At 54.1% G+C, this 14,601-nt stretch carries 17 protein-coding genes; 8 read left to right on the forward strand and 9 right to left on the reverse strand.

From position 1 onward, the window contains the following. Window positions 1-82 precede the first annotated feature (82 nt). The 4 genes from rph to GOX61_RS17440 are packed head-to-tail and all read left to right on the forward strand — an operon-like array spanning window position 83 to window position 2,908. Window positions 83-796: a ribonuclease PH gene (gene rph, locus GOX61_RS17425; protein ID WP_155144161.1), complete on the forward strand. Its 714-nt coding sequence runs from the start codon at window positions 83-85 to the stop codon at window positions 794-796. Next, window positions 793-1,407 (forward strand): RdgB/HAM1 family non-canonical purine NTP pyrophosphatase, encoded by a 615-nt coding sequence (gene rdgB / locus GOX61_RS17430; protein ID WP_170335765.1) that lies wholly within the window; start codon window positions 793-795, stop codon window positions 1,405-1,407. The genes rph and rdgB overlap by 4 nt, the downstream gene beginning before the upstream one ends. Further along, window positions 1,397-2,551 carry a radical SAM family heme chaperone HemW gene (gene hemW, locus GOX61_RS17435; RefSeq protein ID WP_170335767.1) on the forward strand — a complete coding sequence of 385 codons (1,155 nt, stop codon included), beginning with the start codon at window positions 1,397-1,399 and terminating at the stop codon, window positions 2,549-2,551. The genes rdgB and hemW overlap by 11 nt, the downstream gene beginning before the upstream one ends. A gap of 3 nt (window positions 2,552-2,554) precedes the next feature. Then, window positions 2,555-2,908 (forward strand): YbaN family protein, encoded by a 354-nt coding sequence (locus GOX61_RS17440; protein ID WP_155144155.1) that lies wholly within the window; start codon window positions 2,555-2,557, stop codon window positions 2,906-2,908. On the opposite strand, the gene GOX61_RS17445 is transcribed toward GOX61_RS17440, so the two are convergent. From GOX61_RS17445 to GOX61_RS17475, 7 genes are all read right to left on the reverse strand, one after another. Continuing rightward, window positions 2,898-3,794 carry a ParB/RepB/Spo0J family partition protein gene (locus GOX61_RS17445; RefSeq protein ID WP_170335768.1) on the reverse strand — a complete coding sequence of 299 codons (897 nt, stop codon included), beginning with the start codon at window positions 3,792-3,794 and terminating at the stop codon, window positions 2,898-2,900. The genes GOX61_RS17440 and GOX61_RS17445 overlap by 11 nt on opposite strands. 20 nt (window positions 3,795-3,814) lie before the next feature. Next, on the reverse strand, window positions 3,815-4,618 hold the full coding sequence (locus GOX61_RS17450; protein ID WP_170335770.1) for a ParA family protein: 804 nt from the start codon (window positions 4,616-4,618) through the stop codon (window positions 3,815-3,817). Beyond that, window positions 4,611-5,234 (reverse strand): 16S rRNA (guanine(527)-N(7))-methyltransferase RsmG, encoded by a 624-nt coding sequence (gene rsmG / locus GOX61_RS17455; RefSeq protein WP_170335772.1) that lies wholly within the window; start codon window positions 5,232-5,234, stop codon window positions 4,611-4,613. The genes GOX61_RS17450 and rsmG overlap by 8 nt, the downstream gene beginning before the upstream one ends. Continuing rightward, on the reverse strand, window positions 5,231-7,099 hold the full coding sequence (gene mnmG, locus GOX61_RS17460; protein WP_170335774.1) for a tRNA uridine-5-carboxymethylaminomethyl(34) synthesis enzyme MnmG: 1,869 nt from the start codon (window positions 7,097-7,099) through the stop codon (window positions 5,231-5,233). The genes rsmG and mnmG overlap by 4 nt, the downstream gene beginning before the upstream one ends. A gap of 12 nt (window positions 7,100-7,111) precedes the next feature. After that, window positions 7,112-8,398, reverse strand: coding sequence for a tRNA uridine-5-carboxymethylaminomethyl(34) synthesis GTPase MnmE (mnmE, locus tag GOX61_RS17465; protein ID WP_170335776.1), 1,287 nt, complete (start codon window positions 8,396-8,398; stop codon window positions 7,112-7,114). A 30-nt stretch (window positions 8,399-8,428) separates the two neighbouring features. Continuing rightward, window positions 8,429-9,700, reverse strand: a complete 1,272-nt coding sequence (rho, locus tag GOX61_RS17470) for a transcription termination factor Rho (RefSeq protein WP_155144147.1) — start codon at window positions 9,698-9,700, stop codon at window positions 8,429-8,431. Between the two features lie 125 nt (window positions 9,701-9,825). Beyond that, entirely contained in the window at window positions 9,826-10,275 is a 450-nt protein-coding gene (locus tag GOX61_RS17475) for a CopD family protein (protein WP_170335777.1), read from the reverse strand. 404 nt (window positions 10,276-10,679) lie between these two features. Between GOX61_RS17475 and GOX61_RS17480 the strand changes: the two genes are divergently transcribed. Genes GOX61_RS17480 through dnaQ form a run of 4 tightly spaced genes read left to right on the forward strand, consistent with a single transcriptional unit; the run spans window position 10,680 to window position 13,414 of the window. Next, window positions 10,680-11,279: a Maf family protein gene (locus GOX61_RS17480; protein WP_170335779.1), complete on the forward strand. Its 600-nt coding sequence runs from the start codon at window positions 10,680-10,682 to the stop codon at window positions 11,277-11,279. After that, complete coding sequence (locus tag GOX61_RS17485) at window positions 11,276-12,109, forward strand: shikimate dehydrogenase (RefSeq protein WP_170335782.1); 834 nt, start codon at window positions 11,276-11,278, stop codon at window positions 12,107-12,109. Before GOX61_RS17480 ends, GOX61_RS17485 begins: the two co-directional genes overlap by 4 nt. Then, window positions 12,106-12,699: a dephospho-CoA kinase gene (gene coaE / locus GOX61_RS17490; protein WP_170335784.1), complete on the forward strand. Its 594-nt coding sequence runs from the start codon at window positions 12,106-12,108 to the stop codon at window positions 12,697-12,699. Before GOX61_RS17485 ends, coaE begins: the two co-directional genes overlap by 4 nt. Then, a complete protein-coding gene (gene dnaQ / locus GOX61_RS17495; RefSeq protein WP_170335786.1) occupies window positions 12,692-13,414 on the forward strand; it encodes a DNA polymerase III subunit epsilon in 723 nt (240 codons plus the stop codon). The genes coaE and dnaQ overlap by 8 nt, the downstream gene beginning before the upstream one ends. 24 nt (window positions 13,415-13,438) lie before the next feature. Here dnaQ and secB read toward each other — a convergent pair whose 3' ends face one another. Next, window positions 13,439-13,939, reverse strand: coding sequence for a protein-export chaperone SecB (secB, locus tag GOX61_RS17500; protein ID WP_155139787.1), 501 nt, complete (start codon window positions 13,937-13,939; stop codon window positions 13,439-13,441). Between the two features lie 60 nt (window positions 13,940-13,999). Then, the gene (locus tag GOX61_RS17505) at window positions 14,000-14,494 is read right to left on the reverse strand and encodes an FxsA family protein (protein WP_170335788.1); all 495 of its coding nucleotides are present in this window, start codon (window positions 14,492-14,494) and stop codon (window positions 14,000-14,002) included. Between the last annotated feature and the right edge of the window lie 107 nt (window positions 14,495-14,601).

The following is a 14,601-nucleotide window of genomic DNA, read 5'->3' on the forward strand; positions in this document are numbered from 1 at the left end:
CGCAGGCAAATGAAAGGTCAATCGGGGTTGCATCCTAAGGCACGGGGACGTTATCCCCAACCCAGCAAACAAAGGATTTTCCATGCGACCCTCTGGACGAGATTTAAGCGAAATGCGCCCGGTTTCAATCGAAACAGGGTTCACCAAACATGCCGAAGGTTCCTGCCTGATCAAAATAGGCGACACCCACGTACTGTGCACCGCCACGATCGAGGATCGCGTGCCACCGTTCATCAAGGGATCGGGTTTGGGCTGGGTCACTGCCGAATACGGCATGCTTCCCCGCGCAACCAACACCCGGATGCGGCGCGAGGCAGCCAGTGGCAAGCAAGGTGGTCGCACGGTAGAAATCCAGCGGCTGATCGGCCGTGCCCTGCGCGCCGGTGTGGATCGGGTTGCACTTGGCGAACGTCAGATCACCGTGGACTGTGATGTAATTCAGGCCGATGGCGGCACCCGTTGCGCTTCGATCACCGGCGGTTGGGTTGCGCTGCGTCTGGCCGTGAACAAGCTGATGAAAGCTGGCGACGTGATCTCTGACCCGCTGGTCGATCCGGTTGCAGCGGTGTCCTGCGGTATCTATGCAGGCCAACCGGTGCTGGACTTGGACTACCCAGAAGACAGTGAGGCCGGCGTCGATGGCAATTTCATCATGACCGGTTCGGGCAAACTGATTGAAGTTCAGATGAGCGCCGAAGGTTCTGTCTTCAGCCGCGCACAGATGGATCAGCTGATGGATCTGGCTGAAAAAGGCGTTGCCGAGCTGGCCGCTGCTCAAAAGGCTGCCACCGCATGACCCGCAAGTTCGACGGGGACAGGCTGCTGGTGGCCACGCATAACAAAGGCAAGCTTGAGGAGATGACTCATCTCCTAGAACCTTTTGGTGTGACGGTTGTTGGCGCAGGTGAGATGAACCTGCCGGAACCCGAGGAAACCGAAGATACATTCGTCGGCAATGCCCGGATCAAAGCACATGCCGCTGCCAAGGCCACCGGCCTGCCTGCCCTGTCGGACGATTCCGGGATTACCATCGACGCGCTGGACGGCGCGCCGGGCGTTTATACTGCCGACTGGGCAGAAACCGGCAATGGCCGCGATTTCCTGATGGCGATGACGCGCGCGCATAACGAATTGGAGGCCAAAGACGCCGCACACCCGCGCACTGCTCAATTCCGCAGCACGCTGGTACTGGCCTGGCCCGATGGTCATGATGAAGTGTTCGAAGGCGTCGCGCCAGGCCACCTTGTCTGGCCGATCCGCGGTTCCGAAGGGTTCGGCTATGACCCAATGTTTGTCCCTGATGGATACGATATTACCTTTGCCGAGATGGATCGCTGGGAAAAGAACAAGATCAGCCATCGCGGTCGCGCGGTGGAGATGTTCGTGAAGGGCTGCTTTGGCGGATGATTGGCGCAACGGGGGCTTTGGCCTGTATGTGCATTGGCCTTTTTGCGAGGCCAAGTGCCCCTATTGTGACTTCAATAGCCATGTCTCCAAGAAAATTAATCAAAAACAATGGCTTGATGCATATCTGAGTGAGCTGAAACGCTCAGCATCTGAAACGCCGGACCGGGTCTTGAACACGATCTTCTTTGGCGGTGGCACTCCGTCTTTGATGGAACCTGAAACTGTTGCAGCAGTGATTAATGAAGCGCGGGCCTTGTGGCGCCCTGCCAACGACATGGAAATCACGCTTGAGGCCAATCCCGGATCAGTCGAAGCTGGTCGCTTTGCCGCCTACCGTGATGCCGGGGTGAATCGCATTTCCATGGGTGTTCAGGCTTTGAACGACAAAGACCTGAAACGGCTCGGCCGCATTCACACAGTTGCTGAAGCGCGCGCAGCATTTGATATCGCGCGGAATTGCTTTGATCGCGTCAGCTTTGACATGATCTATGCGCGCCAGCATCAAACCGTAGAGGCGTGGTGCGCAGAATTGAACGAAGCACTATCGATGGCGGTCGACCACCTGTCCCTTTATCAGTTGACGATCGAAGACGGCACCGCGTTCGGTGACCGCTATGCAATCGGAAAACTACGCGGACTGCCCGAGGATGACAGCGCGGCCGACATGTACCTTGCGACTCAGGAAATCTGCGAAAGCCGCGGCATGCCAGCCTACGAAGTCTCGAACCATGCTCGGCCCGGAGCGGAATCTCAGCACAATCTGATCTACTGGCGCTATGGCGATTATGTTGGAATTGGCCCCGGAGCCCATGGCCGCATCACATCACAAGGGCGCAAGCTCGCGACCGAAACGTACCTGGCCCCGAATACATGGATAAGTGCCGTCTCGGCAGGGTCCGGTGAATCCCATAGAGAAGAGCTCAGTCGCTCGGATCAGGCAAATGAATACCTCATGATGGGTTTGAGAATTGCAGAAGGTCTAGATGTTGATCGATTCAAACTACTGTCTGGTACCTCTCTCGATCAGGACAAAGTAGATGATCTCTGCGAGATTGGCATGTTGTACCAGGAGGATAACCGTATAAAGGCGACAAGAGATGGTCGCGCAGTTCTGAATGCCGTTATTCGGGAACTATTAGGGTAAATCATGCAGTTTCTTTGGGCAGGATTGGGATTGCTTTGTGTTGCGCTGGCGGCAATCGGTGTGGTGCTGCCCTTGTTGCCAACGGTTCCCTTTCTCCTTCTGGCAGCTTTCTTTTTTGCGCGCTCGTCGTCCCGCCTGCACAACTGGCTTTTGAGCCACAGAACATTTGGCCCCATGATCATAGATTGGCAGCAATCCGGGGCAATTCGACCAGCCGCAAAAAAAGCGGCCACCATATCGGTCGCCGCTGTCTTTGGGTTGTCCCTGATTTTCTCAGTTCCGTCACATGTTCTGATCATTCAAGCTGTCGTACTGAGCGGCGTGATGATCTTTATCTGGACCCGGCCTAACGGCTGAGTTTCGCGCAAAGATCGTCCAGCTGATCAAGGTTTTCGTAGGTGAGAACCACCTGCCCTGTCTCGGTACCCGCCTTGTGATTAATCGCAACCTTCATGGCCAGGATCGCAGAAAGGTCCTTTTCCAATGCCCGTGTATCCGCATCCTTGCCCGCATTCAGGTTCCGTGACTTTGGCGTAGGACGATCTGCATCACCTTGTTGCTGCTTTTTCACCAAAGCCTCGGTTGCACGCACTGACAAACCGTCACGGACAACAATTTTTGCCAGTTCCGACGGATCTTCTGCCGTAATCAACGCCCGAGCATGACCGGCAGACAGTTTCCCTTCGATTACAAGGGTTTGCACATCAATCGGCAATGATAGCAAACGCAGCAGGTTGGCGATATGGCTTCGGCTTTTTCCCAAGGCCTCGGCCAGCTTTTCCTGCGTATGGCCAAATCGATCCATCAGCTGCTTATAGCCTGCCGCTTCTTCAACAGCGTTGAGATCCGCGCGCTGGATGTTCTCGATAATCGCGACTTCCAGTACTTCGGTATCGTCAAACTCGCGTATAATTACCGGGATATCGTGCAACTGCGCCATCTGCGCAGCGCGCCAGCGACGTTCGCCGGCAACAATCTCGTATTCGCTGTCGTTCACAGCGCGCACGATCAGTGGCTGAATGATCCCCTTTTCCTTAACTGATGCCGCTAGCTCATCCAGTTGTTCAGGGGCAAAAGTGCGACGCGGCTGATTTGGATTGGCGCGAAGCTTTTCGATTGGAACTTTCATGTCCGGGCGGCGCGGTTCAGCAGAAACGCGGCCTTCAACATCCTGTGTGACATCCGCCATCAATGCGGACAGCCCCCGCCCCAAACCTCTGGGTTTTCCTTTCTTGGCGCTCAACTCGCCCTCCTGACAGCCGCTCAGGCGGCCACTTTGTTATTTTTATGCATGATCTCGCGCGCCAGATGCCGGTAAGCCATAGCGCCCAAAGACCCGGAATCGTATTGCAGAACCGGAAGCGCATATGATGGCGCCTCGCTGACCCGCACATTTCTGGGTATTTTGGTTTTAAATACCATCTCACCCAGATTGTCACGTGCGTCCTTTTCAACCTGACGGGACAAGTTGTTGCGGTTGTCATACATGGTCAGCACAACACCTTCGATTCTAAGATCCGGGTTCGCAGTCTGCCGAACCTCACGAATTGTCAGCATCAGTTGTGACAACCCCTCCAGAGCAAAGAACTCACTTTGCAGTGGTACAAGGACGGAATGCGCCGCAACCATTGCGTTTACAGTGAGAAGATTCAGCGAGGGTGGGCAATCGATCAGTACAAAATCGAACGAGAACTCATCAATTGCAGTCTGTCTGAGCGCATCGTGCAAAAGATAGCTGCGCTTTTCATTGGAAATAAGCTCAATATCAGCCGAACTGAGATCGACGGTCGCAGGAACCACATAAAGACCACCGATCTCGGTTTCCTGAACAACCGCTTTCAACGGGGCGTCGTCCAGAATCAGATCATAGGTCGTCCAATCCCGATCTTCGACACCTAAACCTGTCGAGGCATTTCCCTGTGGATCCAGGTCAACCACCAGAACCCTGCACCCTGCCTCGGCCAATCCCGCTGCCAGGTTTATCGCCGTCGTTGTCTTTCCCACCCCACCCTTTTGATTGGCAACCGCGATAATCCGGGGCCCTGAAGGGCGAGACAGATCAACCACGTGAGACTCCTTTGATCTTCAGGATAACGGCCTGGGGTTCAGTTAAACTTGTAATAGGCTCCGCTTCGAAATTCCATTCCTCGCGGGCATCAGACAGCTCTTTTTTCCAGATTGCGCCCTTTGGGAACAAGGCTGTGCCATTTTCACCTAAATGCCTGTCACAAAAGGACATTAACTGGCGTAGATCCGCCAACGCACGTGCAGACAGTATGTCGGCATTCAATGGTTCAACAGCTTCGATTCGTTTGGAGATCACTTTGCAGTTAGCTCCGCATTCACGAGACACAGTTCTCAGAAAAGCGGATTTTCTCTGATCGCTTTCAACAAATGTAAACCGCGTTTCGGGTGAAGTCTCAATTGCCATGATTGCGCAGACCATACCCGGGAAACCCCCACCACTTCCCAGATCAACCCAGCGATCAACTTTATCCGCAAGACGAAAGACCTGAACAGAATCCAGAATATGCCGATCCCAGATGTCTTCCAGGCTTTTGCGCGACACCAAGTTGATCTTTGGGTTCCAACGTGCAACCAGATCGACGTAAATCGACAGGCGGTCTAATGTTTCACGTGAAACATCTAAACGCTCAAGAACCGCATTGTTTTCAGGGATCATGCCTTGAGCGCTTTCTGTTCACGCCGCAATTTAGCAAGGACCAGCGTCAAAGCTGCGGGTGTTACACCTTCAACCCGCCCTGCCTGCGCTATGTTTGCAGGCTTCGCATTCGACAACTTTTGCTTCATCTCCGTGGAAAGACCATCCAGGGCAAAGAAGTCAAAATCGCGTGGAATTACATACGATTCATCCCGCTTCATTGCTTCGACATCGCGCTTCTGCCGTGCAATGTAGTTTGCGTATAAGGCATCCCGCTCTACTTGCCGACGAATTTCATCTTCGGTTTCACCCAATCCCTCAACGAGAGGAAGCAGATCATCGAAGGTGACGTTCGGAAATGCCAAAATCGCCATCCCATCGCGTCGGTTCCCGTCCTGGTTAACCTCAATTCCAGCTGCGCGAATTTCTTTAGGTGTATAGGTTTGATCTGTTAGCTTTCCCTTAGCTTTATCAAGCTTATCCATCTTATTGTTGAATGAGGCCTGCCGTTCACTTCCAATGCAACCAATCTGACTCCCGATTGGCGTCAAACGTTGATCTGCATTGTCAGCGCGTAACGACAATCGAAACTCGGCGCGCGAGGTGAACATACGGTAAGGCTCCGCGACTCCACGGGTGGTCAGATCGTCCACCATCACTCCGATATAGCTATCGGCACGCGTGAAATGGACAGGATCTTTCCCTTGAACCTCCAACGCGGCGTTAAGACCAGCAACAAGCCCTTGGGCTGCTGCTTCCTCATATCCTGTGGTTCCATTGATCTGACCCGCAAGATATAGCCCAGGAATCTCCGGAAGAGACAACGAAGCAGTTAACACACGGGGATCGATGTAGTCATATTCGATGGCATAACCCGGCTGAAGAATCTCGGCCTTCTCCAATCCCTTTATCGATTGGACATATTCCACCTGCACATCCTGGGGGAGCGAAGTTGAGATCCCATTGGGATATATGGTGTGATCATTGAGCCCTTCTGGCTCAAGGAAGATCTGATGTGAATCCTTATCCGCAAATCGAACGATCTTGTCTTCGATCGAAGGACAATATCTCGGCCCCACACCATCGATATGACCACCGTACATCGCCGAGCGCGAGAGGTTCTTTTCGATTATTTCATGTGTCTTGGCGTTCGTATGTGTGATGCCACAAGCAATCTGTGGAGCAACAACGGTTTTGGACAGGAACGAAAACAAGGTAGGTTCTTCGTCACCATCCTGTCTTTCCAAATCTGACCAATCGATTGTCCGACCATCCAGACGTGGAGGTGTACCCGTCTTCAAGCGAGCCATAGGTAGTGAATAAGTATCCAGCCGCTCTGCCAGCTTTACAGATGGTCGATCGCCCATTCTACCACCGGGGCGAGATACATCTCCGATATGAATAACACCGCGCAGAAAGGTACCGGAGGTGAGAATTACTGTTTTCCCCGGGATTTCCGAACCATCCGCAAGCTTCACACCTGAAACACGGTTCCCATTCATCTGGAAATCAACAACTTCGCCGGTAATCACCGAAAGATGTTCTCGATTGCGCGTTTCTCTTTGCATCGCCGCACGATACAAGGCTCGGTCTGCCTGAGCCCGTGGGCCTTGAACAGCAGGGCCCTTTCGACGGTTCAATAGACGAAACTGTATACCCGCCTGATCCGCAACACGCCCCATGACGCCGTCCAGTGCATCAATCTCACGCACCAGATGCCCCTTACCCAATCCGCCAATAGCCGGATTGCAGGACATCACACCGATATCTGTTTCTGACAAGGTTACCAAAGCAGTGACAGCACCCATACGGGCTGAAGCATGCGCGGCCTCAGCACCGGCGTGACCTGCACCAATAACAATGACGTCGAACTGTGAATGTTTCACGTGAAACACTCCTTACTTACCAAGGCAGAAGCTGGAGAATATCTCATCCAGAAGATTCTCGACATCTATTCTGCCAACCAAAGATTCAAGTGCCCGAATGGCTGTGCGCAACTCTTCGGCAGCAATATCATACAGGTCAGGTCCTGATTCCAGAACCGTCATAGCCTGGCTAAGCGCGTCCAGTGCTTTTGTCATTGCAACGCGGTGGCGTTCCCGGGTTGCAATACCAGTGCTTGTGGTTCGGTCAGACAAAACACGCGAAATCTGGGAAATCAGTTGATCAATCCCTTGCCCTGTCTTTCCCGAGATCCCGTTTTCACCAATGCCCCTGAGATCTGATTTAGGTAATACCTGCACATCTCCCGGCTGCATCTCGACCCCAAGCTCGGTTGGATCATCTGTCAGAAACACACGCAGGTCCGCGGTTACAGCGCGTTTCCGGGCCAGCGCTATCCCCAATCCTTCGACATGATCTTCGGTTTCGCGCATTCCGGCAGTATCCAGAAGGGTAACTGGTAGCCCGGCCAAGTCCATTCGCACTTCAATCACATCTCGGGTGGTTCCGGCGTATTCAGACGTAATCGCCGCTTCCCGTCCTGCAAGAGCATTCAGAAGCGTAGACTTCCCAGCGTTCGGCAGCCCAACAATGGCGACTTCGAAGCCCGTACGAATACGCTCCGCAATCTTTACCCCGCGCGCTTCACGCTCCAGATCGCCCATTACCCCTGTAATCAGTTCGCGAACTTCGGGTGATACATCCGTTGGCACTTCTTCATCGGCAAAATCAATCACTGCTTCCAACAGTGAGGCAGCCCGGATCAGATCCCGCCGCCAGCGTTCGGCCAGATCCCCAAGCTCACCTGCCAGAATGGTCTGAGCCTGCTTTCTCTGCGCTTCAGTTTCGGCATCGATCAGATCGGCAAGGCCTTCGACCTGAGCCAGATCCATCTTGCCGTTTTCCAATGCCCGGCGTGTGAATTCACCGGGCTCTGCCATACGCAGGTCTTTCATATCGGACAGGCAGCGCAACACCGCATTGACCGAAGCGGTGCTTCCGTGAATTTGCAGTTCGGTGACATCCTCGCCGGTAAAGCTTGCCGGTGCTGCGAAAGTCAAGACCAGCCCATCGTCCAACCGTGATCCATCACTTGCACGGAGCTCACGCAACCGCATTCCCCTGGGTGGTAAATCTGAACCCGTCAGCGCGCCCGCGGCTGCATGAGCCTGCGGGCCAGAGAGGCGGATGACCGCCACCCCTGCTTTGCCTTGTGCGCTGGCCAAGGCGAATATCGTATCCATTCGAAGGCCTCGCGTCGTTTAAGACCTGTGTCAGGTGTTCATCGAATCGAAGAACTCACCGTTCGTCTTCGTCTGTTTCAGTTTGGACAGCAGGAACTCGATCGCGTCGGTGGTGCCCATCGGGTTGAGGATGCGGCGCAGAACGAAGGTCTTGGCCAGATCACCCTTGTCGACCAGCAGGTCCTCTTTCCGGGTACCGGACTTGAGGATGTCGATCGCCGGGAACACGCGCTTGTCTGCAATCTTGCGATCCAGAACGATTTCCGAGTTACCGGTGCCTTTGAATTCTTCAAAGATCACTTCGTCCATCCGGCTGCCGGTGTCGATCAGCGCGGTGGCGATGATGGTCAGCGAACCACCCTCTTCGATGTTCCGCGCGGCACCAAAGAAACGCTTGGGCCGTTGCAAGGCATTCGCGTCCACACCACCGGTCAGAACTTTACCCGAGGATGGTACCACAGTGTTAAACGCCCTACCAAGTCTTGTGATCGAGTCGAGAAGAATAACAACATCTCGTTTATGTTCGACCAGACGCTTGGCTTTTTCGATCACCATTTCTGACACGGCTACGTGACGAGTCGCCGGTTCGTCGAAGGTCGAGGAGACAACCTCACCCTTCACCGAACGCTGCATGTCGGTCACCTCTTCCGGGCGTTCGTCGATCAGCAGAACGATCAGGTAGCACTCAGGGTGGTTCTGTTCGATCGAGTGCGCGATGTTCTGCAGGATCACCGTTTTACCGGTCCGCGGCGGCGCCACGATCAGCGAACGCTGACCTTTACCGATGGGTGCGACTAGGTCGATCACACGGGCCGATTTATCCTTGATGGTCGGATCTTCGATTTCCATCTTTAGACGCTCGTCGGGATACAAAGGCGTCAGGTTATCGAACAGGATCTTGTGCTTGGCCTTCTCAGGATCTTCAAAGTTGATCTTGGTGACCTTGGTCAGCGCAAAGTAGCGCTCGTTATCATCAGGCGCTTTGATCTCACCTTCCACTGTGTCACCAGTCCGCAGCGAATGCTGGCGGATCATTTCAGGTGAGACGTAGATGTCGTCCGGACCCGGCAGATAATTCGCCTCGGGCGAGCGCAGAAAGCCGAAGCCGTCCTGCAGGACTTCCAGCACACCGTCGCCACCAACGGTCCAGCCCTCATCCGCGCGTTCGCGCAGGATCTGGAACATCATTTCGCCTTTTCGCATGGTCGAGGCGTTTTCGATCTCCAGCTCTTCGGCCATCGCCAGAAGGTCTTTGGGGCTTTTGGCCTTAAGGTCGGCCAGATTCAGGGATTCAGTTGTCATGATGATACGAACCTTGTCCGCATAGGTCGCGGCACAGAGTGGAAATTCAATACGGAAGATACGCCGCCCGGACGGGCGTGTTGATCTCTACATAAGCGTGACAGCAGTCGGAGTCAAACAGGCCCTCAGAACTTCAGAACGACCGCCAGAACGATGATAACCATCAAAACGGTCGGTACCTCGTTCATCATGCGGTACTGGCGCCCAGTGAGCTTATTTCGCCCCTCTAAGAAGTCTTTGCGTCGCGCCATCAGCCAGTGATGGAACCAGGTCATTCCAATCACGGCTGCACCTTTGACCCAGGGCCACGACCAGTCCCATCCGACAATCCCCGGGGTGAAGACCATGATCAAACCGCAGACCCACGCCACGATCATTGCAGGGCGCATGATGACACGAAGCAGCTTATCCTCCATTTCAAAGAAGATTTCCTGCGCTCCGTCGACCGATTGTGCCTTTTCTACGTGATAGACGAACAGTCTGGGTAAATAGAACAAGCCGGCCATCCAAGAGATCACGGCCATGATGTGTAAAGACTTCACCCACGGGTACAGCGTGAAAAGAAGATCAGTCATTCTGGCTCCAGACGTTGCTCGGAACTCTCCCTAATAAAAAAATAAGAAAAGAAAAAGGAAGATGGTTTTGTAGGGTGAGTAAAATCCGTGGATTACTTTTTTACCCATGTGTTTTCCCCAGGTGGATAGAATAGTCTTTCAGAGGGCATGTTTTGTTGATACTGAAAATTACATATTAAAAACAATAAGTTAAGATCATTAAGATATTTAGATTCTGGGGATATCTCTTTGGGTAACTGTGGAAACCTCTCTTATCCAAGTTTACAAAGTTATCCTTGTCCCGATTGGACAGCGTTCGAGCGACTCATGGAAGTTTTGCGCGAAAATCCCGGGGTTGCGTGTCAACAGGAAAACCATACAAACCGTTCGAGAACACTCAACGTTTTTTCCACGGGGTTTTCCACATGTCTGTCCCCTTAGTTCTGGCCTCTGGTTCAGCAATCCGAGCGCAACTGCTGGAAAATGCCGGCGTCCCGTTTTCCGTCCAGGTGGCGCGCGTCGATGAAGAGACTGCCAAGCGCGCCCTATTGGCCGAAGAGGCTTCACCACGGGATATCGCTGATGCGCTGGCCGAACTGAAAGCGCGCAAAGTCAGTGACAAAACACCGGGCGCAATGGTTTTGGGTTGCGATCAGGTATTGGATTTTGATGGTCAGCTGCTTTCCAAACCCAGTTCACCCGAGGATGCATTGGCGCAGCTCAAGGCGATGCGGGGTAAGCGACACATGCTGCTTTCCGCTGCTGTCATATACATGGATGGTGAACCGATCTGGCGCCATGTCGGTCAGGTTCGCTTGCGTATGCGCGCCAGTTCGGATGCCTATCTGAAGTCATATGTCGCGCGAAATTGGGACAGCATTCGCCACGCCGTGGGCGCATACAAGCTTGAGGAAGAAGGTGTGCGTCTGTTTGCTACCATTGACGGCGACTATTTTAACGTTTTGGGTATGCCCTTATTGGAACTGCTCAATTTCCTGGCGTTGCGAGGGGTGATCGAACAATGACAGAGAACCGCATTCCACTGGCCGGGGTTATCGGACATCCCATAGCGCATTCCAGATCACCCAAGTTGCACGGTCACTGGCTCAGAACCTATGGGCTGCCGGGTCACTATATACCGATGGATGTTGCGTCAGCAGATCTTGAAACAGTTCTGCGTACCTTGCCGAAGGCCGGGTTTGTTGGTGCAAACGTTACGGTCCCACACAAAGAAGCTGCCCTGCGACTGGCGGATCATGTTTCTGACCGGGCTTCGGTGATTGGTGCCGCCAACACGCTGGTTTTCCGTGATGATGGATCAATCCATGCAGATAACACCGATGGCTACGGTTTCATGGAAAACCTGCGAAGCGGAGCGCCTGACTGGAATCCAAAGGATGGGCCAGCCGTGGTTCTGGGTGCCGGAGGTGCTGCGCGCGCAGTCCTGTGCGCTTTGGCTGATGCCGGAGTGCCGGAGATTCTGCTGACAAACCGGACGCGCACCCGTGCAGATCATTTGAAAGAGGAATTTGGCCAGCGGATCACCGTGGTAGACTGGGTACAGGCCGGAAATGTGATCGAGAATGCCGAGCTTGTGGTCAATACGACCTCATTGGGAATGCAAGGCCAACCCGGGCTACGGGTGCCCATGGACGGGCTGCAACCGGGAACGGTTGTCACCGATCTGGTCTACGCGCCGCTGAAAACCCGGCTGCTGCAAACAGCGGAAGAGGCTGGGTGCACGACGGTCGATGGGTTGGGCATGTTGCTCTATCAGGCGGTTCCCGGCTTTGAACGCTGGTTCGGAACACGGCCCGAAGTTGATGCGGCAACCCGTGCGGCGGCCTTGGCATGAGTTTTTCTCTTGGCCTGACGGGCTCGATCGGGATGGGCAAAAGCACAACCGCCCGAATGTTTGTGGATGAAGGATGTGCTCTGTGGGATGCAGACGCCGCTGTTCATCGCCTTTATGCAGCAGGTGGTGCGGCCGTTGCCCCAATGTCAATGGCATATCCAGATGCAATCGAAGACGAAGCGGTCAGCCGGAATGCGTTGAAAAAGATCATTTCAAACAATCCTGAGGCACTGAAGGTGATCGAGAGTATTGTTCATCCGTTGGTTGCCACGGATCGCGCAGCGTTTAGGCAATCTACAACGGCTGATATTGTAGTATTCGACATCCCTTTGTTGTTTGAAACAGGCGGTGACGCCACCATGGATGCCGTAGCCTGTGTATCTGTTCCCGCTGACGAACAGAAACGTCGGGTAATGGAACGCGGAACCATGTCTGAGGCTCAGTTCGTACAAATTCGCTCCAAACAGATGCCGAATGACGAAAAATGCGCGCGATCGGATTTCGTGATCGTGACAGATACGCTGGACCACGCCCGTGCACAGGTGCAGGATATAGTCAGGCAGATACGGGCGGGGATGTCAGATGCGTGAGATTGTACTCGATACCGAAACCACGGGATTTGATCCAGAAGGTGGCGACCGGATTGTCGAGATCGGTGCGGTAGAGCTGTGGAACCACGTTGCCACGGGTGAGACTTATCACGTCTATATCAACCCGGAACGCTCAATGCCCGAAGAGGCATTTGGTGTGCATGGGATCGGACCCGACCTGCTGGAAAGCCCCCGCCCTCCAGAAAAGGGTGAGGTCACGCTGAAGGACAAACCGGTCTTTGCAAAGGTTGGTCAGGGATTCCGCGACTTCATCAAAGATTCGAAGCTGGTCATCCACAACGCCTCGTTCGATATGAAGTTCCTGAACGCGGAACTCAAATGGATGGGTCTTCCGCCTATTCCGATGGATCAGGCGCTGGATACACTGGCGATTGCGCGCAAGCGATTTCCGGGCTCGCCTGCGTCACTGGATGCGTTGTGCCGCCGGTTCAACATCGACAACACCAACCGTGTTCTGCACGGGGCCTTGCTCGACTCGGAAATTCTGGCTGAGGTGTATCTGGAGCTTATTGGTGGACGACAGCCGGATTTTGGCCTGTCCACCAGCGCGGCTTCTGCTGCCGGCGGCGACGACGACTGGCGCCCGACACCGCGTCCAACGGCCCTGCCGTCGAAGATCACCGCAGAAGAGCGCGCGGCGCATGATGCTTTTGTCGAGAAATTGGGCGAGAACGCCCTGTGGACCCGCGCCTGAGGTTTTCAGGCGCGGCTCAATTGATCAGGCTTCGGTCTTTTGTGCCTGCTCGGCCTGGCGGCGCATCAGTTCATTGCGGTAGAGACCCACAAAGTCGATGTTGTCCAGGTTCACTGGCGGGTAGCCACCATCGCGCGTTACGTCGCTGACGATCCGGCGCAGGAACGGGAACAGCATCCGCGGGCATTCGATCATCAGGAACGGGTGCATCTGATCTTCTGGCACGCCTTCGATGTGGAACAGACCGCAATAGTCGATTTCGAACACGAACAGGACATCTTCCATGCCCTTGGCTTTGGAGTTCAGGTTCAGTTTGATCGAGACTTCAAATTGGTGATCTGCCGCACGTTTCTTGGCATCCAGGTTCACCTGAACCGAAATTTCAGGCTGAACGTCACCTGAGACACCCTTTTGTGCCATTACGTTTTCAAACGACATGTCGCGGACAAACTGCCCCAGAACACGCATTTGAACCTGAGGGGCGGCTTGGGCCGCGGTGTTTTCTGTGGCGTTTTCTTCGGCCATGGATCTACTCCAAAAATAAAATTCGCCACTGCTTATCAACTTGGGCGTGGCACCTCAATGCTACTGCGGCCCTTCGACCCATTTTGATGGCTTTGCGGGGTCACGCCGGGGCCGAACTTCGGTGAATTCACCATCAATCACGTCATCCTGAGCAAAAGGATTGTTGTCTGTACGGAACTGTGTTCCGGACCCCATCTGAAAAGAGGCCACAGTTACTTTGGACCGCAGATATCTGAACACAGCCAGCCGAACGGCAGGAATTAGCAGTGCAAACCCAATGGCATCCGTGAAAAAGCCCGGTGTCAGCAGCAATGCGCCTGACAAGAGGATCATCGCGCCATAGGCCAGCGGCTCGGTTGGATCATCCAGTTCGGCAAAAGATTTCTGCAACTGACCCAATGCCATGCGACCTTGTGTCCTTACCAAAACGGTCCCCAAAACAGCGGTCAGAACCACGATGGCAAGCGTTGGCCACAATCCGATCAGACCGCCAACCTGAATGAACAGGGCAATCTCGATGATAGGCACCAACAAAAATGCCAAGAACAGATACATTTGCGTTATCCTTTACCATATGTCGGGCTGTGGACTTGCCACCCAGTGTCACCTACATAGTGGCATGAGGCCGTGTACACAAAGTCCCGGCGCTGAAAAGAGAATGA

Origin of the sequence: Ruegeria arenilitoris (assembly GCF_013030265.1) — a bacterium.
Classification (GTDB): domain Bacteria; phylum Pseudomonadota; class Alphaproteobacteria; order Rhodobacterales; family Rhodobacteraceae; genus Ruegeria; species Ruegeria arenilitoris_E.